Annotated in this window: 19 protein-coding genes and 2 tRNA genes; 6 read left to right on the plus strand and 15 right to left on the minus strand. The window is 36.2% G+C overall.

Annotated elements, in window-relative coordinates; translation table 11 throughout:
• The first annotated feature begins 44 nt into the window (after positions 1–44).
• Together FLS47_RS14355 and FLS47_RS14360 are read left to right on the plus strand one after the other, a co-directional pair.
• The gene (locus FLS47_RS14355) at positions 45–983 is read left to right on the plus strand and encodes a malate dehydrogenase (protein ID WP_149915047.1); all 939 of its coding nucleotides are present in this window, start codon (positions 45–47) and stop codon (positions 981–983) included.
• A 77-nt stretch (positions 984–1,060) separates the two neighbouring features.
• Positions 1,061–1,504, plus strand: a complete 444-nt coding sequence (locus FLS47_RS14360) for a retropepsin-like aspartic protease (RefSeq protein WP_149915048.1) — start codon at positions 1,061–1,063, stop codon at positions 1,502–1,504.
• 73 nt (positions 1,505–1,577) lie between these two features.
• On the opposite strand, the gene FLS47_RS14365 is transcribed toward FLS47_RS14360, so the two are convergent.
• The 8 genes from FLS47_RS14365 to thrS form a co-directional block, all read right to left on the minus strand.
• A complete protein-coding gene (locus FLS47_RS14365; protein ID WP_223225326.1) occupies positions 1,578–2,759 on the minus strand; it encodes a M20 metallopeptidase family protein in 1,182 nt (393 codons plus the stop codon).
• The gene (locus FLS47_RS18645; protein WP_223225305.1) at positions 2,642–3,763 is read right to left on the minus strand and encodes a dihydrodipicolinate synthase family protein; all 1,122 of its coding nucleotides are present in this window, start codon (positions 3,761–3,763) and stop codon (positions 2,642–2,644) included. The genes FLS47_RS14365 and FLS47_RS18645 overlap by 118 nt, the downstream gene beginning before the upstream one ends.
• 57 nt (positions 3,764–3,820) lie before the next feature.
• A complete protein-coding gene (locus FLS47_RS14370) occupies positions 3,821–4,939 on the minus strand; it encodes a LacI family DNA-binding transcriptional regulator (RefSeq protein ID WP_317131690.1) in 1,119 nt (372 codons plus the stop codon).
• A gap of 109 nt (positions 4,940–5,048) precedes the next feature.
• Positions 5,049–5,924 (minus strand): glycerophosphodiester phosphodiesterase family protein, encoded by an 876-nt coding sequence (locus tag FLS47_RS14375; protein ID WP_149915051.1) that lies wholly within the window; start codon positions 5,922–5,924, stop codon positions 5,049–5,051.
• 145 nt (positions 5,925–6,069) lie between these two features.
• Positions 6,070–6,414, minus strand: a complete 345-nt coding sequence (gene rplT, locus FLS47_RS14380; protein WP_149915052.1) for a 50S ribosomal protein L20 — start codon at positions 6,412–6,414, stop codon at positions 6,070–6,072.
• A gap of 102 nt (positions 6,415–6,516) precedes the next feature.
• Entirely contained in the window at positions 6,517–6,717 is a 201-nt protein-coding gene (rpmI, locus tag FLS47_RS14385; RefSeq protein WP_149915053.1) for a 50S ribosomal protein L35, read from the minus strand.
• A gap of 39 nt (positions 6,718–6,756) precedes the next feature.
• The gene (gene infC, locus FLS47_RS14390) at positions 6,757–7,281 is read right to left on the minus strand and encodes a translation initiation factor IF-3 (RefSeq protein WP_394349533.1); all 525 of its coding nucleotides are present in this window, start codon (positions 7,279–7,281) and stop codon (positions 6,757–6,759) included.
• 48 nt (positions 7,282–7,329) lie between these two features.
• Positions 7,330–9,255 carry a threonine--tRNA ligase gene (gene thrS, locus FLS47_RS14395; RefSeq protein WP_149915055.1) on the minus strand — a complete coding sequence of 642 codons (1,926 nt, stop codon included), beginning with the start codon at positions 9,253–9,255 and terminating at the stop codon, positions 7,330–7,332.
• A 201-nt stretch (positions 9,256–9,456) separates the two neighbouring features.
• On the opposite strand from thrS, the gene rlmF reads away from it, so the two are divergent.
• On the plus strand, positions 9,457–10,335 hold the full coding sequence (rlmF, locus tag FLS47_RS14400; protein ID WP_149915056.1) for a 23S rRNA (adenine(1618)-N(6))-methyltransferase RlmF: 879 nt from the start codon (positions 9,457–9,459) through the stop codon (positions 10,333–10,335).
• Positions 10,336–10,635: 300 nt separating this feature from the next.
• Here the strand turns inward: rlmF and FLS47_RS14405 are convergent, their stop codons facing one another.
• Both FLS47_RS14405 and FLS47_RS14410 read right to left on the minus strand, forming a co-directional pair.
• Positions 10,636–12,543, minus strand: a complete 1,908-nt coding sequence (locus FLS47_RS14405) for a DUF294 nucleotidyltransferase-like domain-containing protein (protein ID WP_149915057.1) — start codon at positions 12,541–12,543, stop codon at positions 10,636–10,638.
• Between the two features lie 13 nt (positions 12,544–12,556).
• Positions 12,557–13,201, minus strand: a complete 645-nt coding sequence (locus FLS47_RS14410) for a 3'-5' exonuclease (protein ID WP_149915058.1) — start codon at positions 13,199–13,201, stop codon at positions 12,557–12,559.
• A gap of 277 nt (positions 13,202–13,478) precedes the next feature.
• On the opposite strand from FLS47_RS14410, the gene FLS47_RS14415 reads away from it, so the two are divergent.
• A complete protein-coding gene (locus FLS47_RS14415) occupies positions 13,479–13,820 on the plus strand; it encodes a hypothetical protein (protein WP_149915059.1) in 342 nt (113 codons plus the stop codon).
• A 40-nt stretch (positions 13,821–13,860) separates the two neighbouring features.
• On the opposite strand, the gene FLS47_RS14420 is transcribed toward FLS47_RS14415, so the two are convergent.
• Both FLS47_RS14420 and FLS47_RS14425 read right to left on the minus strand, forming a co-directional pair.
• A complete protein-coding gene (locus FLS47_RS14420; RefSeq protein WP_149915060.1) occupies positions 13,861–17,184 on the minus strand; it encodes a DUF5107 domain-containing protein in 3,324 nt (1,107 codons plus the stop codon).
• 16 nt (positions 17,185–17,200) lie between these two features.
• A complete protein-coding gene (locus tag FLS47_RS14425; protein ID WP_149915061.1) occupies positions 17,201–18,538 on the minus strand; it encodes a sugar porter family MFS transporter in 1,338 nt (445 codons plus the stop codon).
• A gap of 130 nt (positions 18,539–18,668) precedes the next feature.
• Between FLS47_RS14425 and FLS47_RS14430 the strand changes: the two genes are divergently transcribed.
• A complete protein-coding gene (locus tag FLS47_RS14430; protein WP_149915062.1) occupies positions 18,669–19,562 on the plus strand; it encodes an AraC family transcriptional regulator in 894 nt (297 codons plus the stop codon).
• Positions 19,563–19,624: 62 nt separating this feature from the next.
• Here FLS47_RS14430 and FLS47_RS14435 read toward each other — a convergent pair.
• The 3 genes from FLS47_RS14435 to mgtE form a co-directional block, all read right to left on the minus strand.
• Positions 19,625–19,698 (minus strand) — tRNA-Asn (locus tag FLS47_RS14435).
• Between the two features lie 82 nt (positions 19,699–19,780).
• Positions 19,781–19,854 (minus strand) — tRNA-Asn (locus FLS47_RS14440).
• A 112-nt stretch (positions 19,855–19,966) separates the two neighbouring features.
• Complete coding sequence (gene mgtE / locus FLS47_RS14445; RefSeq protein ID WP_149915063.1) at positions 19,967–21,346, minus strand: magnesium transporter; 1,380 nt, start codon at positions 21,344–21,346, stop codon at positions 19,967–19,969.
• 595 nt (positions 21,347–21,941) lie between these two features.
• Here mgtE and FLS47_RS14450 point away from each other — a divergent pair.
• Complete coding sequence (locus tag FLS47_RS14450; protein WP_149915064.1) at positions 21,942–24,755, plus strand: hypothetical protein; 2,814 nt, start codon at positions 21,942–21,944, stop codon at positions 24,753–24,755.
• The last annotated feature ends 59 nt before the right edge of the window (positions 24,756–24,814 follow it).

Here is a 24,814-nt window from a genome sequence, read left to right on the forward strand (position 1 = left end):
TGATATTAACTATATTTAATCAACACAAATAATCCTCTTTAAACATGAAAATAACGGTCATTGGAGCGGGTGCTGTAGGTGCTACCACTGCAGACAACATTGCTAGAAAAAATTTTGCTGAAGAAGTCATTTTATTGGATATCAAAGAAGGTTTTGCGGAAGGTAAAGCACAGGATATGATGCAAACTGCCGCCTTATTAGGTTACGATACCAAAATAAAAGGTGTAACAAATGATTACTTGCAGACAGCGGGTTCGAGTATTGCAGTTATTACTTCCGGTATTCCACGAAAACCAGGTATGACTCGTGAAGAATTGATCGGCACCAATGCCAATATCGTAAAGGGTGTAGTGGAAAATCTTGTGAAATATTCTCCAGAGATTATTATAATCGTTGTATCGAATCCTATGGATACGATGACATATTTAGCCTTAAAATCTTCTGGTCTTCCAAAAAATAGAATTATAGGTATGGGCGGAGCATTAGACTCTTCACGCTTCAAGTATCAATTGGCAAATAAACTCAATGCTTCTCCAGCGGACTTAAATGCAATTGTAATTGGTGGACATGGCGATACGACAATGATTCCATTGATTAATAAAGCTACTTGGAACAGTATTCCAGTAAAAGAATTTCTTGATGAAGATGAGAAAAATGAAATAGTACAAAAAACAATGGTCGGTGGTGCGACATTGACGGCATTAATTGGCACATCAGCTTGGTATGCACCTGGTGCTGCCACAGCAGCTATGGTCGAAAGTATTGCGCTCAATCAAAATAAACTCTTTACTGCTTCAGTTTATTTAGAAGGTGAATTGGATGAAAACGATATCTGTATCGGTCTACCTGTGATCATAAATAAAAATGGTTGGGATAAAGTTGTTCCTATTCAATTAGATGAGGATGAAAAAGCAAAATTCAAAGCTAGCGCAACCGCTGTTCGTGCAATGAATGCTGTTTTATCAGAAAGCAATATTATCTAAATTGATTAACAAACTTTCTATTATATTTGAGAGGACTTACATCAGTCCTCTTTTTATTTATTTGCAAAAGACATTACATGAAGATCATTCCGTTTGAGATTTTAACGCTACAGCAAGAAGGATTTCACATCATCCTGCATATCGAATTATTAGAAAAGAAATTTAAAATGGTATTGGATACAGGAGCATCAAAGACTGTTTTGGATCGAAATACATTGCTAGATGCAGGTATTGACGAACAAAAACTGATTGAAACCAGTATACTTTCCTCGGGATTAGGAACGAATGAAATGCAGTCTGCTATGTTCACCCTTCCCTATTTAAAAATTGGCGATTGGGAATGTAAAAAATTTGAAGTAGCTGTTTTGGATCTTTCTACTATTAATTATGCGTATAGCCAAATAAATGCTGACCCCGTAGTAGGTGTATTAGGTGGAGACATTCTGTACAAGTATGGTGCTGTAATTAATTATAAGAAAAATATTCTTCAACTGAATGAAAGGACAAGTAAGAAGAAATAATTTCATTCTATAATAGAAAATGCTCCAACTTGTAGAAATTGGAGCATTTTTTATTGCAAATATATTTAAAATACTACGTATTTAACAGTTTCAAAGCAGTATAGAGCATACCGCCGATTGATTGATCAAATGCATCTTCATCGATTTGAAAAGTTGGCGTATGTAATTCTGAGTTTATTCCCTTTGCATTATTAGAAATACCAACCATATAAAATGTAGCGGGATAAACCTCCGTGTAATAGGCAAAATCTTCTGCTGCCATCCAAATATCGGATTGTAAAACGGCATCTTCACCATGATATTCGGTAAGCGATTCCGTTACAAATTGTGTTAATTTGCTATCATTTATCAAAGCTGGGTAGCCTTTTCTGATTTCAAATTCTGCAGTTGCACCATACAAAGTTGGCAGTTCCTTAATTTGTTTTTCGATTAGCTGTAATGCCCTTTCTCTCCACGCTTCATCCATAGTTCTAAAAGTTCCTTCCAAATACACTTCATTTGGAATAACATTCGTCGCGCCATTCGCAATAAATTTTCCAATAGACAATACAGAAGGAATAGCAGGATTAGCAACACGGGAAACCACTTGTTGCAATGATAATACCAATTGAGAAGCGATTACTACCGGATCAATATTCAAATGCGGCTGAGCTCCATGTCCACCTCTACCTTTTATAGTTATATATATTTCATCTGCCGAAGCCATAAATTTTCCGGGACGAATTGCTACATGACCAACCCTATGTTTGGGCGAAACATGTAAACCTAATACGGCTTTGACAGCGTACGGCTTTAGTTTTCCCGATTCTAAAATAGTCTTAGCACCACCAGGAATTTTCTCTTCTGCAGGTTGAAATATTCCCAACACAGTACCAGCAAATTCATGCCGATGCTGATTCAAAATTGTGAGTATGCTCAATAAATTTGCCGTATGAAAGTCATGCCCACAAGCGTGCATAACATTCTCATAAATCGAATCGAAGTCTGTGCCGTTTATTTCTTGAATAGGAAGTGCGTCAATATCTGCACGTAAGACCACACAATCTACATTGTGCGCTTTCAAACCTTCTATTTTGACAAGGATGCCTGTATCTGCTATCTCTTCAAAAGTCAATCCTTCTTGCGTCAAGACAGATTTTATATAAGCTGAAGTTTTGTATTCCTGAAATGATAATTCAGGATGCTGATGCAAATAGCGTCTCTTGTGAATAGCATCTTCTTTGATATTCGCGACAAGATCTTTGATTCGATTAATATCCATTTAATTCTTATACTGTTACCCTTATACTTATTCAAAAAATCCTTTACAAAATCATCATCATGCAAAGTCGGATAATCTTGATAAACGCGTGTCAGCTCTTCTGATTGTCCCTTTGAAAGCACTTCATTTGGATTCAGACACCAGATACCTTTCATTAAGCCTTGTCTGTACAACACTTCGTGAATACCAGGTATACAACCGTGAAAATCATTTGCTACATCAAATAAAACGGCATTTACATCAGTAGTTTGATTCGCCAATACTTGAAGCTCTACCCACTTTTCGTGCGTAGGAATTGCTTTAAAAGATTTCACCTTGTCCATTAGTTCTACGGCTTTACTTGTCCATACTGCCCAATGTCCTAACAAACCTCCTCTAAATTGTACATCCTCTTCTTTGCCATTGACATTGAATTTATAAATGGAAATCAAATCACTAACAATATTGTCATCATTACCCGTATATAATGCAATTTGATCTTTTCTTGGCGAATTTGCAATAGCTCGTACAACATCGAGTGTTTGGTATCTATTGAAAGAGGCACATTTAATTGCTTCCACATTTTCAATGTTCACAAATTCTGTCCAAAATTCGTACGTAAAAATTCGTCCTCCAACAGATGGTTGTAGATAAAATCCAAACACAGGAATCACTTGGGCAACAGCTCGCGTACAATCCAATATTTCTGCTTCTGTCAAATCTTGCAATCCACCCATCGACAATAACCCCATGTCATAACCATACTCAACTGCCAATTTTGCTTCTCGCAATGCCTGTTCTGTTCCTAGTGAATCTATCACCACCCCTCGAACCAGAGATTGATAGTTTTCAATACCGATTACACTTGCTTCTGTTAACGTTACCGTAATCAAGATTGTATAAATTGCCAATAATAATTTACACCCCTGTTTTGGTAATGAATGAGATCTAACAATAGATTTTTTCTCATAATATAGGTTTTTTTTAGGATTAAAAAATTGTTTCGTAATACATTTCATAGGCTTTTCATGTAATACACTGCAAGCTATATAAAAAAATACAAATTAAATTTTTTTTTAATTTTCATAAAATGCATAATTTTCTTTGGTCAGTATATCTATCGGCATAGACTTGAATTCATTAGTACTCTCTTTCAGTAAAAAATAACGGTACAAGTGATTTAATGCTAGGTATCCTTGCTTATCTGGACGCTGACAGATTAAGAAATCGACACAGCCTTTGGAGAGGTAGTCAACATTCGATTTCAAAAAATCAAATCCTATAATGTGGGGCTTGGAAACTTCTTGATGTTCGTGAAAAAACTTTGCAACGATGGAAACACGTGAATTCGTCACAAAAACTACATCAGGTCTCAGTTCGTAATTCAATCGCAGTAATTCGGGCTCGATTTCATCGTAATTGTTGAATGGAATATCTTTTACTTCAAGTTGATATGCTCTGTTCAGCTCATTTAAATAATCTCTATACCCTTCTATCTTAGTATTTAGGTATTTGTAATTTTCGAGTCCTTTGGCAACATTCAAAATCAAAACTTTAGAGTGTTCTTTACCAAGATAAGATGTCAAATTACCAGCTAACTTACCCGTACTATACAAATCAGGACCTATATAGCCCATGGACGAATGACCAGGGATATCTGAGTTGATAAAAATCGTATGAATATTCCTTGCCTTACACTCCTTGACAAATTCCTTCGTTTCTTCAATAAAAATTGGCGCGATGATGACTGCATTAAATTTTTTACTTAATAATCTTTCTGTTGCATCATGAAATGTTTGTTCAGCCTCTTGATCAAAAAAGAAGACTTCAATGAAAATCCCAAAAGAACTAAACTCGGAAATTCCCTTATTAATTCCGTCCAAACACAATTGCCAATAACCCGTTTCTAATGAGGTACGTGGAATAACAACAGCAAAGCTTAGATTATTTTTTACAGATAAAGATCTAGCATATAAGTTTGGTTGATAATTATACTCTTTAATAATATCCTTGATTTTTTGTCTTGTCGCCTCCGATACATCCTTTCGATTATTAAGCACGCGATCCACTGTTGCGATGGACACATTAGCGATCCGCGCAATGTCTTTTATACCAAACTTTTTTCTCTCTTCTTTTTCACTTATAATTATTCGTTTACCTAAAAATATATTAATTACTAAAGTATTAATAAATATTCATAGACCTTTAATAGAATTATATGATTTAAGAAAAAATACCAATAAAATCAGCCTCTATTAATCAACTTTTCAATTACAAAGATTACAAAATCAACACTATAGTTAATCATCGAATAGATTTACTCACTTCAATTGGAAAATCTGACTCAAGGATAGATGCACCATCCGCAAATACAGCTTTGTATTTTTCAGCTCTCTCTTCCTGAGTTTTAAATTTGTCGTAAGTCGGTGCTGTAGAAATCATACACATCACTCCTTTGTCCTGAAAGTATTTGTACATGTCTTGATTGGCGTCTTTAATCTCTGGGCCAATGTATACAATCATGCGATTGAATGGCAATCCCGAATGAATGAATTTGTCCAATGCAGCTTTATCTTTGATGTGCATCGATAAATATTGATTGGGATTCTTATCCAAATAAAACTTTGCTTGCTCTATAGTATGCACTGTCACCCATACCCAATTGTATGCATTATGTTTTCGGATGATTTCGGCAGTAGTTTCTAAAGGCAGATCTTTTTTGTCAAGATTCAAAATCGTTTTACCTTTTGCCCATTTTATCATTTCATCCAAAGTATTGATTTTATACGTGGTGACATTGCCCTTGGCGTCTTTGAGATTTAGCTTTTTTAATTCTTCCCAGGTGTAGTCACTTACCTTTCCTGTACCTGTTGTAGTACGATCCAATGTTGCATCGTGCACCATCACCGCAATGCTATCCTTTGTCAAGCGCGGATCTACCTCAAAAATAGCTGGCGTATGCTTTAGCACTTCTTTCATGGCCGCAATTGAATTCTCTGGCATACCATGCTCTATTGTTCCACGATGACCGCTAATGATCTTCTTATCCTTTGCATATGTAAAATAAGTCTGCATTTCAGCGATGGTCTTAAAATTTAGTTTATGCAATTTTTGAGCAAACACATTGTTTTGAACACTTAGAAAAGTCAGAAGTACAAGGAGGAATATTGGTTTTTTCATAGTACATCAAATTTAGAATATTGCTGCACTTTTCGAGCATTTTATAGATTATATTTTGGTTAAATCAATTGTGTCATAAAACAAAAAAGGAACTCTTACGAGTTCCCTTTATATCTAACAAATTGATAGCGGTTTAAAAACTAAATTATTTTACTGCGTCAATAACTGCTTTGAAAGCATCTGGGTTATTCATTGCTAAGTCAGCTAATACCTTACGGTTTAAGCCGATGTTTTTAGCATTTAATTTACCAATCAACTGCGAATAAGAAATTCCGTGTTGACGAGCACCAGCGTTAATACGTTGAATCCATAAAGCTCTAAACTCGCGTTTTTTGGTTTTACGGTCGCGGTAAGCGTACTGTAAACCTTTTTCTACTGTATTTTTAGCAATAGTATATACTTTGCTACGTGAACCGAAATAGCCTTTAGCTAATTTCAAAATTCTTTTTCTTCTTCTTCTCGAAGCTACTGCGTTAACCGAACGTGGCATATTTGTAAAAATTAAATTTGGTATGAGGCGCTGTGTTTTTCAACTAGCTTACAACCTAATACCCGGTTATAAAATATTGTGAATTTTGCTGAAAACGATTGATTATTTACCAATCGCTAACATGCGTTTTACGTTACCTGTATCAGCGTCAGAAACTAATGCTGCGTGAGTCAAGTTACGTTTTTGTTTTGTAGTTTTCTTAGTCAAGATGTGGCTTTTGAAAGCACTTTTTCTCTTGATTTTACCTGTTCCAGTCAATTTGAAACGTTTCTTAGCGCTGGAATTGGTTTTTACTTTTGGCATAATACTTATTATTTTATATCAATCTGTTAGAATATCTTTTTATTTTTTAGTTCCTTTAGGAGCCAATGTCAAAAACATACGTTTACCTTCCAATTTTGGCAACAATTCTACCTTACCGTACTCTTCTAACGCTTGCGCGAAACGCAACAACAAGATTTCACCTTGCTCTTTGAATACGATAGCACGACCTTTGAAGTGAACGTACGCACGTACTTTTTCACCTGCCTCTAGGAAACGTATAGCATGTTTTAATTTGAATTCAAAGTCATGCTCACTTGTATTAGGTCCGAAACGGATCTCCTTAATAATCGTTTGCTTCGCATTCGCTTTGATTTCCTTTTGTTTTTTCTTTTGTTCGTAAATGAATTTACTATAATCCACGATTTTACAAACAGGCGGCACAGCATTTGGCGAAATCTCTACTAAATCTAACTCCAACTCATCAGCCATTTCCAATGCCTTACGCGTAGGATACACTCCTGGCTCAACATTATCACCCACTAAACGTACTTCAGGCACGCGTATAAATTCATTTATACGATGCTCTGGTTCTTTCTTTCTCATTGGTGGTCTTGGACCACTAGGTCGTTTTAATGCCAAATGTTTAAATTTTTAAACGGTTATTTCTTTTATTAATAAATCTCTAAATTCTTGTGCTGTCATAGAACCCAAATCCACTGACCCGTGTTTACGAACAGAAATTGTGCCACTTTCCATCTCTTTTTCCCCTACAATCAACATATAAGGCAATTTTTTAACTTCGGCGTCACGGATTTTGCGTCCTACCTTCTCGTCTCTAAGATCGATCAGACCGCGAATATCGGAATTATTTAGCGAATCTAAAAGATTTTGAGCATATTCTTCGTATTTTTCTGACACGGGCAAGACGATAAATTGCTCAGGCGCAAGCCATAACGGGAACTGTCCACCACAGTGTTCGATCAATACCGCAACGAATCTTTCTAATGAACCAAATGGCGCACGGTGAATCATCACTGGACGGTGCTTTTGATTGTCCGAACCGGTATATTCTAATTCAAAACGTTCTGGCAAATTGTAATCCACTTGGATTGTACCCAACTGCCATTTGCGTCCCAACGCATCCTTCACCATGAAATCCAATTTTGGACCGTAAAATGCTGCTTCACCGTATTCTACAACAGTTTTTAGTTCTTTTTCAGCTGCTGCTTCAATGATTGAATTTTCGGCTAATGCCCAATTTTCATCCGAACCAATATACTTAGAACGGTTTTCAGGATCTCTTAGCGACACCTGTGCCGTGAAATCTTCGAAACCTAACGCACCGAAAACGTATAATACTAAATCAATTACTTTTTTGAACTCGTCTTTTACTTGATCAGGACGACAGAACAAGTGCGCATCATCTTGCGTAAACCCACGAACTCGTGTCAATCCATGCAACTCGCCCGATTGCTCGTAACGATATACTGTACCAAACTCCGCAAAACGAACGGGCAAATCTTTGTACGAACGAGGTTTTGTTTTGTAAATCTCGCAGTGATGAGGACAGTTCATCGGTTTCAAAAAGAATTCTTCCCCTTCCACTGGTGTGTGGATCGGTTGGAACGCATCCGCACCATATTTTTCGTAGTGACCCGAAGTGATATACAAGTTCTTGTTACCAATATGCGGTGTGATTACAGGCTCGTAACCTGCTTTCAACTGTGCTTTTTGTAAAAAGTCTTGTAATTTCTGACGTAATGCAGCACCTTTTGGCAACCACAATGGCAGACCTGCACCTACTTTCTCCGAGAAAGCAAACAGTTCCAACTCTTTACCCAATTTACGGTGATCACGTTTTTTCGCTTCTTCGATGAATTTCAAATATTCTGTCAATTCAGAAGCTTTCGGGAAAGTAACACCATAAATACGTGTCAATTGCTTACGACTTTCGTCACCTCTCCAATACGCACCTGCTACGTTTGTTAATTTGATAGCTTTGATGAATCCTGTATTTGGAATATGTGGACCACGGCACAAATCCGTGAAATTTCCTTGAGTATAGAATGTGATAGAGCCGTCCTCTAGATCCTTGATCAAATCCAGTTTGTACTCATCACCTTTTTCTGTGAAATACGCTACAGCGTCAGCTTTGGAAACTGCTTTGCGATCAAAAATTTCTTTTTGTTTCGCCAACTCCAACATCTTGTCTTCAATCTGTTTGAAGTCATCGGATGAGAATTCTCTATCACCAAAATCTACATCATAGTAGAATCCTGTTTCGATATTTGGACCAATACCAAATTTTATACCTGGATAAAGAGCTTCTAACGCTTCAGCTAATAAGTGTGCGGATGAATGCCAAAAGGTTGATTTACCTTTATCGTCATTCCAAGTCAACAACTTCACCACTGAGTCTTGCTCAATTGCACGAGAAGCATCCCATACTTCACCATTTACTTCGGCAGCTAATACATTTCTAGCTAATCCTTCAGAAATAGACAACGCTACTTGCATCGCTGTTGTCCCTTTTTCGTACTGACGTACTGAACCGTCAGGTAGTGTAATGTTAATCATCAACAATTATGATTTAAAATTTTGAATTTAATAATGCTGTATTTAGCTACAATGCTTACAAACACACTGCATACCTACTAAAATCAGCGAGGTGCAAATTTACTAATTATTTAACCAAATACAGAAGGATGTGAAAAATGAAAAGGTTCTGACGAGCAATTGTGTAAATAAGAGTACCTTTGGAATGAAAATACATAATACATGCATAAAAGAAATAAGCACTTACATGGATATGATTTGAAAAAGCTCAAAGCAGCCTACAAAGGATTGAGCAGTCACATCATCCAATTGAATGAAAAAGATACCATCGACTTTTCGAATCCAAAATCTGTTTTGGAATTAAATAAAGCTCTTTTAATTGCGGATTACAAATTAAAATATTGGAATATAATGCCGAATAGTCTTTGCCCTGCTGTACCAGGAAGAGCGGATTATATACACCATCTTGCGGATCTATTAGCAACAACAAACAAAAGCGAAATTCCGACAGGAAAAGATGTCAAAATATTAGACATCGGAACAGGATCTAGTGTCATCTACCCTATTATTGGTGCGCAAGAATACAATTGGGACTTTATCGGAACTGAAATTGATCGCGGATCTATTCAACAAGGTGAGGTAAATGTCAACAAGAACATTTGGCTTAAAAAGAAAATCAAATTACGTTTTCAAGGCGAGCGCGAAAATATCTTGGACGGCATTATGTTTCCAGAAGATAAATTTGATGCTGTAATATCCAATCCACCATTCTTCAAATCAAGAGAAGACAACTGGACGAAGAGTACGAAAAAATTCCAAAACCTTAAAAAAGGTACTGAAGCACCGACAGTTCAAAACTTCGCAGGTCATCCCAATGAATTGTGGTGTCCTGGAGGCGAGAAAGCGTTTATCACCAAATTGATTTACGATAGCCAGAAATACAAGAAACAAATCAAATGGACGACATCATTAGTTTCGAGTAAAGATCACTTAAAACCTTTGATTTCGGTCTTAGAATACCACAAGGCTGCACAAGTCGAAGTAATCGAAATGACGCAAGGTCAAAAGAACATGAGAATTCTAGCTTGGCGTTGGGAATAAAACTTAGAAAAGCTTTTAGTTAGGATCTGAAAGCTTTTTCTTTTATAAATTAGTATTCAAATATCAATTAGAGTTAAAAATATATGTTGAAGCCCTCATGCCGGGCAGGCGGTGACTTTTTTCCGCAAAAGTCACCAAAAACTCGTCGCTGTACCGAGTTGCAACAATGTCTCGACATTCCTACATTTAGCAACTCACTAAGGCGACTTTATTCGCTAAATAAAAAGTCGTTGCAATAATCTGATTCATATCATATTGTGCTATAATGACATATTAAAGAACATTTATTTCATCCATATATCAAAAAAGCTCCTTTGTAAATTCTACGCGTATACGAGATTGAAAGCCTTCTATAGTTTTGAAGATTTCTTTGAGTGTCACCTGTTCTATTTTTGTTAAACTAGTCGGGTCAATAAAGTTATTAGGCTCTGAATTATCCTGAATAATATGATTAGCCTGTTTTTGCAGGCGTAATGCCATTAGGTAATAATAGGAATGAAGCAATTCGTGCGCAGCGGATTCCGAAAAAACTCCAATTTTTTGAAGTGCCTTAATTCTTTCACCAGTATTTACACTGAAAATGCGATGCTTTAGCGCATACACACGTACAAGATCCACGATCGGCGTCATGGCTTTCTTAATATCAAATACCTCCCTGTCTCCTACATTTATCGTACGAATATTCTTAAGGAACGATGTCAGCGGTGGTTGGTACTGCAACGCATTTTTCGCCATCTGAAAAAACAGTTTTTCTAAGGGTTGTTTCAACTTTTCATCTAAGAACTCATGAAGTTCATCCATGATAGTCGGATCCCCATAGATATATCGGCAATCAAAAAAAGTCGAAAATTTTATACTAGTCTCAGGAACAGATTCTTGCAGCCAAAGCTCATAATTATTTTTCCAATGCGACAAAGAATGCGTCCATTTGGGATTTTTAGCCATGAAACCACCTGTACAAAAGCTAAACCCAACAAAATCAAGATGCCCGGAAACCATATCAGCAAACTGAAGGAAATAGGCTCTGACTTCTTCCCTATGCTCATTAGCTTTGTCTTCGTAGATAATAGCATTGTCTTGATCCGTTTTTAAGGTCTGCTCTTTTCGTCCTTCACTACCTAAAACCATAAAGACAAATTTTGCTGGTGGCTTACCTATTTCATCTATAACACTGTCTATTATCTTAATCAAGATTGTATCTGCTATAGACGTGATAATTTGATTTACGATCTCTGCATTGACCCCTCTCCCTATCAGCTGCTTAATCATGTGAGGCACATTCTCCCACTTTCCCTTAAGCTCATCTACAGATAACGCCAGCTTTACCGATTGAATAAAGACTAGAGGCGACTGTGCTTGCTCACTTAGTAGACGGTTTCGGCTAATAATACCATCTAGAAGTCCTTTGTTCTCCACGAGAAGATAACGGGTCTTCGAACGAAACATCATCAGTATCGCTTCGTATACATATGCTTGATTATCGATGGTCACAACAGGTGTGTCCATTATTTCCTTCGCCGCGATCCTGTTATCAAATCTACGCTGGGCTACTATTTTGTCCCGCAAAGTAATATCGGTAATATATCCTACGGCCTGTCCGACTCCATTACGTACGATGATACAACTTCTTTTGTGATTTGCCATTAGCGTTGCAGCTTCCCAAGCAGGTGTATTTTCTTCACAATACAATATATCTTGAGCATCAACACTTTCTATTCTTCTCGAATATAGTTGTTCGGAAGCGATATAGCTTTGTTCGAAGGAAGGTGGAGCTTTGGTAAAATGTGCGAAATCGTCATTCAACATTAGACGCCCATATTCGGCAGTGAAATACTGAAAAAAAGCATCGTTAGACTGACAAAGTCCAGCAAAATATTTACGTTTTAACGAAAGGACAACAGTACCCTTGGTAGCAATGACAGTACGCAGGGATTTCTTTCTATTCAAAAGTATGGAGATGCCGCCATAGCAATATCCTGGCCCATGTGATTCGGGCAATCTTTTATTCTGCTCCTTATCGTAAAAAAAAGATTCGTAACTCCCCTTTACAATGACATCAACACCTTTCATTTTGGTGATTTCCTGTTGATAAATCAAGGTGTCTTTGCTGTATTTTGTTTCCGTAAAAAGATCCGCAAAGTCATCGAGTACTTCCGGAGACAACAAATTGAACGGGGGATTATTTCTTAGGAATTCAACTCTGTTCATTGTAAAAGGGCTATTATAAAACTACTTTAAGATAATCGTTACTTATTTTTCTTTCGTTGATTTGTTCCAAAATGGATTGCTCGGTAATATAGCCACTTTTTGAAAGTTCAAAAAAACATTCTGCTGTAGCCAAAGTATCGCAAAGGGCATCATGGTAATTTTGGAGCGTTCTATAGAAAAGGATGGCATACAATTGAGACAGATGGAGAGGTCTCGCCTTGGCTGTACCTGCCAGAAATCGTGTCGCCAACATCGTGCAAAAAGCCGGAACTTGATCCAAATCAAATTGAATCCTTGCTCGATCCAACTCAACCTTAAGTAAATTGATATCAAATTTTAAAAAATGACAGACTAACACAGGATCATACTTCTGTAAATCCAGCAGAAGCCGACTCAATACATCTTTGCGAGAGTTACCATGTTGCTGCCTATATATATCCGTAATCTTATGTATTTTTAATGCCGAAGAAGTACTTTTAAAATCTCGTTCATGAATATAAAACTTTTCCCGCTTAATTTCTTTTCCATCAATCGTATAAATTACCCAGGAAATCTGCACCATATACGGCCAGTGACGACAATCCACTGAAGATACATCCCAACTCACTGGTTCTCCAGAAGCCTCCGTATCCAAAAACATATAATGCGATTTTCTCATTTATTAAGCCTAGATTAATCTAAAAAGCAATGATTATCAAAATATAACGCCATTCGTAACAAGCAATCTTATATTTCGGAAGAATAAGATTTACCTGATCAAAACAATAATAGCTTCTAAAAAACAAACTTAAATAAAGTTGATGGCATCATCAATATAATTCGCTTACTAATAAGATTTTGGTAAGATTTACAATTTGATTAGCAAAATTTTAAATTGTAGCATCATTGTTTTTATTTTCGTTGTAGCTCTAAAGTTAACTAACCAAGACACCATTATGCGTATTCTATTATTCTTAATTACACTTGTATTGTTTTTAGGTTGCAAAAAGTCCAAAGAAAATACAACAGAAATCCTTTGTCATCAAGAAATGAAAGAACGCTTAAAAAGTGAACTCCGATGTGAGGAGAAAGATAAGCTAGAAGTAAATTTATATTCAGGAAGTTACGAAGGACAAAAAATCTTTTTTACAATGACAATGTGTCCAGCGTGCAATACCATCCCCCCACAATTTGGATATACCTGTGATGGTTCAAAAATCACCATTTCGGAATTCAATACCAAAGTTTCGGCTATAAAAGAAATTTACAACAGTTGTACGAATAAATTCACTGATTAAGTTCATAAACATTAGCCCTTTAATCTGGAAGGGCTAATGTTTATGCATATTCGTTAGCCATAGCCAAATGAATCTTTGTTCCAAAATGTTGCTGATCCAACATTAGAACCTCTCCAAACAATGCTTTTGCTCCTTGAATTTGGCCTAATCCCAACTGCCCTAATCCAAGAATATATAAACAATGGATTTTGTTTCTTAGATTCAAGTCATCATCAAAAGTCATCATATTCGGCAACGATACAGCAAAATAATCTATTTCAACGACGTCCTGCATATGTTGCTCTCCGTAATTGATTAGATTAGAAAAAACTGCTTGAGCTTCGCTCTTTTCTCCTAAAGCATGTAGCGCAAGTCCTTGATAAAATATTTTGTCAGGTTGCTGATCGTTATAGAAAATAGCTGCCGAAGGTTCACGCAACCCTAAAGTTGCTCTTGTATAATTTTCTTTGGAAAGCGATTCTTCATTCAAGCCTTCATATGCTTTTCCCGTCCAATAAAACACATCATTATCATGCGTACCATACAACTTACCTTCACCAAGATTCTCTGGGAATTTTTGCGTCTTGGCCAAAAGTTCCAAAGCTGCTGTGTATTCATTATTTTTAATAGCTGATTTCGCAAGTTCAACCAACGCATTTACATATTCAGCAGTTACTTTTCCTTCTCCACCTTCCCAAGGATGAAATTTTCGAGCCATAATGAGCGAATATGCTTTCTTAGGAGCACCTAAAAAATTATGTAACGAAAGATATTCCATATACAGATCGTCACGTTCCACTACGACTGTGAACTCTTCTTCCAAAAGTTGTAATCTTTCGCTAGGACTTCTATTCACACGCTTGTACAATTGATGCAATTCCATTAGCACACGCGCATCAGACTTATCTAAAGCAAAAGCTTTCTCATAAAATTCGATCGCCTTCTCTTGATTTCCTCTTTTATTAAAGTAAGCGATACCGAGATTGCGATAAGCTGTAGGAAAAGTAGAACAAATCTTTACAGACTCTTCCCAATTAAAAATTGCATCCTCATATTGCCTTTTATCGTACCAAAGATTACCCAAATAATAAGGTGCTAAATGATCCTGATTATTATGTTGTATAGCATTTTCAAGAACAGCAATATCGTTTACATCATTTGGAAAACACAAATAAGAATCTTGTTTAAAAGCATTATTCAAATAAAAATCACTCAGTTCATTATCATCCAATTTATGCGCATAGTATGCTCGATAATATTCGGTCAATGGCGTGCGACATTCCGAATCCAATAATTCAATGAAGTTCGTAGCTTCCGTATATAATCCAGCATCCGCATAATCTCTAGCATAGGCAAGCATATTATTACCTTTATTGCGTGATAAGAAGATAATTTTGTTTCGACAATTTTGTGATTCCTGAGTTTTATTTTGCGCAGCAAGTACATTCATCTTTTCGAACAATGCCCCCAAATTGAAACGATCCCTTCGAAGTGCCTCCTCTACTACTAATAAGGCATCTTGTTGTCTATGTAATTTTCGTAACAAAAAGGATTTGAGCACATACGCCTTGCCGTTATTAGCATTTCTATCCAGCGATTTGGAAATGTGATCCAATGCTTCTTCATATTTTTCGTTACTAATATCAATCTGCGCTAGAGAGAAGTATCCTACATCCTGCCACTGACTAGTCCAAATCGCTTTATAGAATGAGTCATACGCTTTTTGTAAATTCCCTACAGCTTTACAAGCTAAACCAAGATTGTAATAAGGTTCACTGTCATACGGATTTGGATTACGAGAAATTAAAGTTTCAATAGCTTTTTCGAAATAAGGAATAGAGGTTTCAAATTTCCCTCTTCGCAGATACCACAAACCCAAAGCATTATTACAACGTACATCCTTTGGATCGCGATCCAATGCCTCTTGGTAATATTCTATTGGATTGTAAGTCGCATGACGATATTGTTCCAGATGTAATCCTGTAAGATAGAGCTGTTCATTATTTTCAACTTCTGAAGGTTTCAATGCTGCCTTTGCTGGAGAAGGTAATTCATTAGAGATAGCATTAACATCATATTGATATTCCAACAAAACCTTTTGCGTATCGCGGATTTTGACAGAATATTTTGATGAATTTAGATTCTGGGTTAAATCAAATTGAGCAGAAAATACCTGCTCCGGATTGACATTAAAATTTTCTTCGTGAATCAGATTCTCATCAATAAAAAACTGAAGAGTCAGGTTTTCAAATGCTGAAGTCGCATAAACTTTTATTTCAGCTTGCTGATTATTTAATTCGACATTCAACAAGAGGTCTTTTGTAGCATTTTTTACTAATCCCAATTCGGCATAAGGCAAAAAACACTGCGTAAAAGTTTTCTCTTCATACGGATTTAGCCAACTAAAATCAGGCTGATTATCCGTATACATACCTGTCATTAGTTCGATATATGGACCATCCTCATCGGTCAAATTTCTATCCCACGCAATTCCAAAATCACCATTTCCCCAAGTCCACTGTTTCTTTCCTGGACTAACATGATGATTTGCAACATGCAATACACCGGCTTTAGTATCGTGCTCATAGCCACCCATAAAATCATATTTCGAATTGATGGCCATATAGGACGTTGGTACTGGAATATTTTTGTAGCGCGAAATATCAGTACCTGGCGAATAATCTACTTTGTAATACACCCCAGTCGCAATTGGAAAATCTGAAACATCACGCTTTCCATGGTCAAATACAGCATTGACATCGGGCGGAAATACGGATTGATAATCGTCATTCACTTTTACTGCTGGATTTGCCCACCACAAAAATGTTTGTGGAATAGGCGTGCGATTGTACAATTGTGCCTTAATCTCTAAATAGGCCTTGTCTGGATAAAGCGTAAAACCAGCTATGCCTTTTGTTCCAAACATCTTCTCAATTTCATTAACCCACACGGTCTTGCTTCCATCCTCATTGATTTCAATATCATAATCGATAGGCTGAAATGTAGAAGGTCTATGGTGTTGTGGCCAATTGAATTCAATACCTCCCGAAATCCATGGACCCGCAAGACCAACCAACGCTGGTTTGATTACTTGATTGTAATAAATGAAATGCCTATTCCGAATTTTGTCGTACGCCATTTGCACGCGCCCACCCAACTCAGGGAGTACAAGAATTTTGAGATACTTATTTTCTAAAAATAACCCTAAATACTCTTTATCTTCTTTTATATCTTCAATTTTTTCAATTACAGGATTTGGATATACGACTCCCGAACTTCCTTGATACACTCTTTTCTCAAAGAACATTGGATTTTTATCGGGCGTTCCAACCCCATATGTTGGAATTACAATATTTTCTGTCCAAATATTTACAGCATTTTCCATAATAATAGTCTCTAGCTTAATGTCTAAAATTTCCTCCTAATTCCTCTAGTGTCTGTCCTTTGGTCTCTTTGACTTTACGCAATACAAACACAAAACCGAACACACAAATACCAGCGTACAGATAAAATGGCCCATACGTACCTAATTTTTCGGCTAATATCGGGAAGGTAAAAACCAATATAAAATAGGCTGACCAAAGTGCGACCATAGCTAACGAAGTAGCCATACCTCGTACCCGATTTGGAAATATTTCAGAAATTAATACCCATGTTACAGGCGCAAGAGAGGTGGCGTACACACTTATAGACAAAAGCACAAAAATGGAAACCATAACAGAACTTAATTGATTTTGGAGTAGAAATGCCAACACAACATATGTGATTGCCAATCCTAAAGAACCTATCAGCATCAATGGCCTTCTTCCTAAACGATCTACTTGCCACATAGCGACAAGAGTGAATAACAAATTAACTATCCCAATCGATACAGTTTCGAATAACTGCTGATCCAAGGAAGCACCTATGCTCTCAAAGATTGTTGAGGTATAATTGAACACAACATTTATTCCGCAGAATTGCTGAAAGATCGCCAAAGTAACTCCAACTACCACTGCAGGTCGAACACTTTTGTGCAAAACTTCTTTAAAGGAAATTGGCGAAGCTTCTTTATTTGACTGCACCACTTCAACCATTGTTTTATCAACGACGGTTGAATTTCCAAATCGAAGCAATACAGCTCTAGCTTCTTCTACCCTGCCTTTAGCAATCAGCCAACGCGGACTCTCAGGCAACCAAACGATACCAATCAAAAACAACAAAGAAGGAACCACACCTAACCCAAACATCCAACGCCATGAATCTTCTCCAAGACCTGAGAGTTTATAATTTACAAGATTCGTGATTAATATACCTATTACGATAGTTAGTTGGTTAATGGCAACATTTCGCCCTCTAACATGCGCTGGTGATATTTCAGCTATATACATTGGACTCAGCATGGAAGCCATCCCTACACCAATTCCAGACAAAAAACGCATTAATACAAAAATCTCCAAATCAGGAGCTATACCCATTCCAAAGGAGGAAATAGCAAATAGCAAAGCAGCACAGAAAAGTCCAGATTTACGACCATATTGATCTGATAATTTTCCAGCAATAAGACAACCTACAATACATCCTAGCGCAAGAGATCCTGTCAAAAAGCCTTCCCACCAAGCGTCCAACTCAAATACGATTCTCAAAAATGGTAATGCGCCAGATATTACAGCAAAATCAAATCCGAAAAGATATCCCCCAAGAGCGGAAATAAAAGATATAGCTAGGATATAGCTGTTGTTATAATCATCATTTTTCATAGGTCATATAGATTTATGATTGGTAAAGTAAAATTAAGAGGTTATTATCATCAAAAAATAGATAATAAAAAGAAATAAATATACTATCTTACGATTAAACCTATTAAAAACAACCATTGGTAAACCAAAAATGGACAAAACTAAGAATTCGAAAATTAAAATAGAAGAAGGCTTTATTGGTCAAAAGATGCAAATTTTGACAACTACTGAAATTTCAAAACTAATGCATAACATCTTTTCACAAAATCTCTATTTCACAGCCATAGGATTATACCCGAGAGCGCTTTCGCATGAAAGATTTAGACAAAGTGGTTGTGATGAGTACATTTTGCTATACTGTACAGAAGGTGAAGGTTATATTGTGCTAGAAAAAGAATTTTACAACCTAAAGGCAAATACATACATCATATTACCAAAGAATATAAGCCACAAATATGGAAGCTCATTAAACAATCCATGGAGTATATATTGGATTCACTTTAGTGGTCATTACAGTGACTGTTTGTATTCCCGCTACAAAGAGGAATATAAGGGAAATGTAGTCGAAACACCATTTGATCCCACAAGGATTAAACTTTTTGAAGAATTGCTCGCACTAACAGATCATGATTTGACAACTTACAGCATAGAATTCTTACATGTGAAGTTGTTACAACTTATTTCATTATTTATTCATAGAAAAAAAGATGAGCTCGAAAATGAAAAAAATAGAATCTATCAGTCGATAACCTATATGAAGAAAAATGTAGATCAAAAAGTATCAATCAAAGAATTAGCAAATTTGACCAATTATTCTGTTACCCATTATTCTCAACTTTTCAGAGAACAAACAGGCTATTCGCCCATTCAGTATTTTTTGAGATTGAAAATTCAAATAGCTTGTCAATACCTTTACTTTTCTAAACTTTCTATGAAAGAAATTTGCAAAAACATAGGAATAGAAGATCCCTACTATTTTTCACGATTATTTAAAAAACAAATGTCATTATCTCCAAAACAATACCGTACAAAGCACAGAATGTAAAATTGGAATATAAATTTGTATAAAGCAAAAAAGCCTTCAAAAAATTGAAGGCTTTAATTTTGCTCTCCCTCTTGGGCTCGAACCAAGGACCCTCTGATTAACAGTCAGATGCTCTAACCAGCTGAGCTAAGGAAGAATTTGAAACTTTACAGTTTCTGGTTAAATCATGATGTCAAGTTTTCACACTTGAAAGTCCTAACGACACTGGACTTTTTTTGCTCTCCCTCTTGGGCTCGAACCAAGGACCCTCTGATTAACAGTCAGATGCTCTAACCAGCTGAGCTAAGGAAGAATTCAACCTACTTCGTTTCCGTTTCGGTGATGCAATTATCGGAAGATTTTAAGAGTTCTCCAAACATTTTTTTAAGGTTTTTTACAACTCATTCATTCCCAATAAGAATATTTTACAACAAAACACCTTTTAAAAGCAATGTGGCGAATGTAAAGTATATAATCAAGCCCGTAACATCGACTAATGTGGATACAAATGGAGCGGACGAACTTGCCGGATCGGCACCAAGCTTACGTAACAAGAATGGAAGCATGGAACCTGTCAACGATCCCCATAAAACTACACATACTAAAGAGAAGCTAATTACTAACCCAATCAAAATCCAATATTCGCCGTAAACCTCCGAAAACATTTGCCATGTTGCAATTCGAATAAAACCTAAGATTCCAAGAATAAGTCCAAGAATCAATCCAGTCAATATTTCTCTTCGCATTACACGCCACCAATCTATCAGTGTAACCTCTCCCATAGCCATTGCCTGAATAATCAATGTCGACGCTTGTGAGCCACTGTTACCGCCGCTAGACATAATCAATGGCATTAAAGCAAATAACACAATAGCGCTTGCCAATTGCGTCTCAAAATGACTGATAACAGAAGCTGTCAACAATTGTCCCAAAAATAAAACAATTAGCCAACCCGCACGCTTTTTGACTAAGTGCATAATTGACACATCCAAGTAAGGCTCATCCAACGCCTCCGTACCCCCGAAGCGTTGCATATCTTCCGTGTACTCTTCGTTTGCTACCCAAAGGATATCATCGATCGTCACAATCCCCAACATGATCCCTTGCTCATCGATCACTGGCAAAGCCACACGATTGTTCATACGAAAAATTGTGACCGCTTCTTCTTGTGGATCGTTCGCGTTTAAAGAGATCATTCGGTTGTCGATCAAATCCCCAACTTGCGCATCAGGTGAAGCCAGCAAAATATCTTTGATTCGAATATCGTCAATCAGCTTTCCATCCGCATCAATCACATACAATACATCAATGGTTTCCGACGCACTTCCGTAGCGACGGATATGATCCAAAATTCGTGTGATTGTCCAATGTTGTTTTACCGTGATATAGTCCGGCGTCATCAACCTTCCCACACTATCTTCTGGGTACCCCAACAAAGACAAAGCTTCCTTTCGCTCATCTGGGGTAAGTAAGGTAATTAGACGTTTCACAACATCACCTTTCGACTCACTCAAAAAAGACGTTCGATCATCGGGAGGCATTACGTTTAATATCTCACGGACTTTATTTGCTGGAAGTTTTTTGAAGATACGTTCTTGGGTAGGGAAGTCTAAAATTCGGAAAACATTAACCGCTCGGTTGAGGTCTAAAATTTCAAGGAAGAGAGCACCATGTTCGGGAAGTTCGTCTATCAATTCTTCGACATCAGAAATATTTTGTTCGTTCAGATATTCCGCAAGTTCTAGAAGATTATTATCCTCTATTAACTGCTCCACTTGCGTAACTTTCATTTCCAATTCTTCCATATTGCTCCTCCGAAAATTATATCCCTACATTGGTTGACTGACTTTAGTTCGTTGCAAAAGTCGCTTTTTTCTAGCAGAATATATAATATTTTTTTCGTGAATCGTTAAAACCCAGAAAATAAAATTCAGCCATTATGACAGTACAATTTTTAAATATACTAGTCTCCAAAATCCGTACAGCAGCAATTTAAAATCAACACTAAAGGACATAATAATACCTTCAAATTTTAAACGCAATTTTCATAAAGTAAAAGGTATTATAAATTAATTCGCAAAAAAACTTTGACAGATACAGAACCTAGTATTACTACAAAAAATACAACAGCTTCTTCCTTCTATCTAACCATTTTAAAACCATAATGTAATAAAGGAAATATTTAAAAAAATAATGTACTTTAGTAGAGTGTAATATGAAATATATTGAATGGTTTGGGATTATGTAAAAAAGACTTTTTAAGTCCTAAAGAACAATCAGAATTAAAACATTTTAAGTATACATAAATCAAATATTATCAATTAGTTATACTAAATTAAACAAACTATCAAATTACATAAAAACCTATTTTAATACTAAAATATTTAGCAAACAATCTACATGAGTCAATTTAACATAAATAAACATATAATTATCAACATATTATCAACACTAATATCAAGCTTATATTCACCAATTAGTAAAGCTCAAATATTTGACAATTCACAACCCCACTTTAGGGTAAGATGGAATCAAATTAACACCGAGAATTTTAGATTAATTTTTCCACAAGAATACAATAAATCAGCTCCTACCCTTGCCAACCAAATAGAACAATACTTAAAATTCAGTGCTAATGCACTGGAAGAAAAACCAAAAAAAATAAATATTATTTTACAGCAAAATCATATACTTCAGAATGGCTTTGTCCAACTCGCACCACGGAAAACAGAGTTTTTCTCCACGCCATCTGGCGTTGCAGACAACCAAGAATGGCTACCAAATTTAGCACTCCATGAGTTGCAACACGTAACACAATTTGACAAATTGACAGGAAAGATTAGGCGACCCTTCGGTGAACTTTTAGCCATGGCTCTCTTCGGAATTAACCTTCCATCCTGGTTTTATGAAGGAGATGCAACCCTACATGAAACGCTTTTTTCCAATGGCGGAAGAGGGAGATTAAGCTCTTGGGACATGGAATTAAGAACAAATATTTTGTCTAGTAAACAATATAATTTCAACAAATATATTCACGGATCATTCAAAGATATTGTACCAAGTTACTACACAATTGGTTATTTCATGAACAGTGAAATGCATGAAAAAGACTCGAAAATAAACGCCAAAATTTACGAAGAAATGAACGAAAAATTGCTTCTACCATTCAATTTTCAACGTGCATTGAAGAAATATTACGGTACAAAAGCAAGTGGAATTTTTGATAAAACGATAGCTAACTTATCACAAAAATGGAGTGAAACCAATATTTCTAATCTGCCCAACCCTATAACATTTGATGACAAATATCCTACCGATTACTTGTTACCACAAGTAGAAAACAGTACAGTTTTTACCCTTCAGAGAAACAATCAACGCACAGCACGAATCGTAAAATTTGACCAAACCTCAGCGCAAGAATACAAGGAAGTCGTGAAATTTGGTACGCAAATCATGCCCTATTTTCACTTAAAAAAACACCTAATTACCTGGGATGAATACCGAAAAGATGCTCGTTTTTCTAAACAAACATACAATGTAATTAATGTATTTGACACACATACGAACACCAAAAAAACCATTACCAAGAACTTTAGATACTACACGCCCGTCCTATCAGATGACTTAAAAACGATAGCTTGTATAGAGGTTAATTTGAATAATGAGAGCTCCATTGCACTCCTAGACGTGACATCAGGAGACAAAATTGACAGTATCCCAATACCTATAGGCATGCATATTCAACAACCTTATTTCAACGATAAATCCACTAAAATTGTTGCCATAGCTGTGAACGCCAAAGGCACTAACCTAATTGAAATTGACTTACAAACCAAAGAAATCACAGAGCTTCTCACATGGTCAAACTTACAATTAGAACGCCCTATTTATGCTGAAAACAATATTATTTTCAAAGCGAACCAAGACGGCAAAGACAATATTTACATACTCAAATCTGGGAAATTAGCGCAGATAACAGAAAGTAAATTCGGTGCATTTAACCCATATTACACCGATGGACAGCTGTGGTTTAATGATTTCACGGTAAAAGGTCACAAAATAAATAATATAAATGTCGCAGATATTCCATTCAAAGAAACGACTTTCACGCGCGCAGAGACATTATTTGCCACACAAAACAATGTACAAATCGACACAACGCGTAATAATCGTGATTACGCTACTGAAATTAAACCGTATGGAATACTTAAAAATAGCCTTAACTTTCACAGTTTAACACTTAGTGCAAACGATTTTGAAAGTTTTGACAATTATAAACCTGGAATTTATTGGCTTTCTAACGATCTTCTCAACACTACTAAAGTTAAATTAGGATATGAAAGAGAAGTCGAGTTAAAGCAGAATTCCTATTTAGCTGATTTAACTTATCAGCGTTATTATCCAAAATTTAATATCAGATACAAAAACTCTGGTAATTATGGTGTAGCCAAAAGCTCAAGCGGCAAAGATAGTTTGCGGTTTGATTTCAGATACCACCAAATCACAGCAGACATTCAACTCCCATTCAGTATTTACAGAGGCAATAAAGTGTATTCGTATGGCGTCAATTTTGGCACATACTATATTAAACGATATGATTTGAGCTTAAATACGCTTCGTAATTTTCAAGATCAAATTCGATTTCCATTAAATTATCAAGCGTATTTTAATAAAAATACTATGCTTAGTGTGATGGATTTAGCGCCGCGATGGGGGCAAAACTTCAATTTCATTTATCGTCATATGCCATTTGAAAAAGGCAACAATCAATCGTGGGCGATTAGAACGAACTTCTATTTTCCTGGCCTATTTCTTAATCATAGCTTCCAAGCACGCTTCAGCGCACAAGAATCTAAAGGTGTTTTTGACAGATCATACGATATACCTTTGGTTGACGGATTTAGTTACCTACCGAACTTTCTAGTGAAGAACACATTATTATTCGATTACCGCTTACCATTGATGTACCCAGATTTTTCGGTTGGACAATTCGCTTATGTTAAACGTATTCATGGCCAATTTTCAGTTGATTATTTGAATGTACACGACAGCTCATTGGCTCCAAAATCACTCAGCGCAGGATTAAATTTTGACTTCAATTTATTCAAATACAACGAGCCATTATTTACGTTTAGTATCTTAGGAACATACATCAATGACATACGCGTCAACAATCGCATCAGCCCTACATTTAGCTTTAGTTACAGTTATTAATCAATTATTTAAAAATCAAGCTTTTAGAAAACAATTTTAATTGTTATATTGTTTATTGA

It is taken from the genome of Sphingobacterium cavernae (assembly GCF_008520265.1).
Taxonomy (GTDB): domain Bacteria; phylum Bacteroidota; class Bacteroidia; order Sphingobacteriales; family Sphingobacteriaceae; genus Sphingobacterium; species Sphingobacterium cavernae.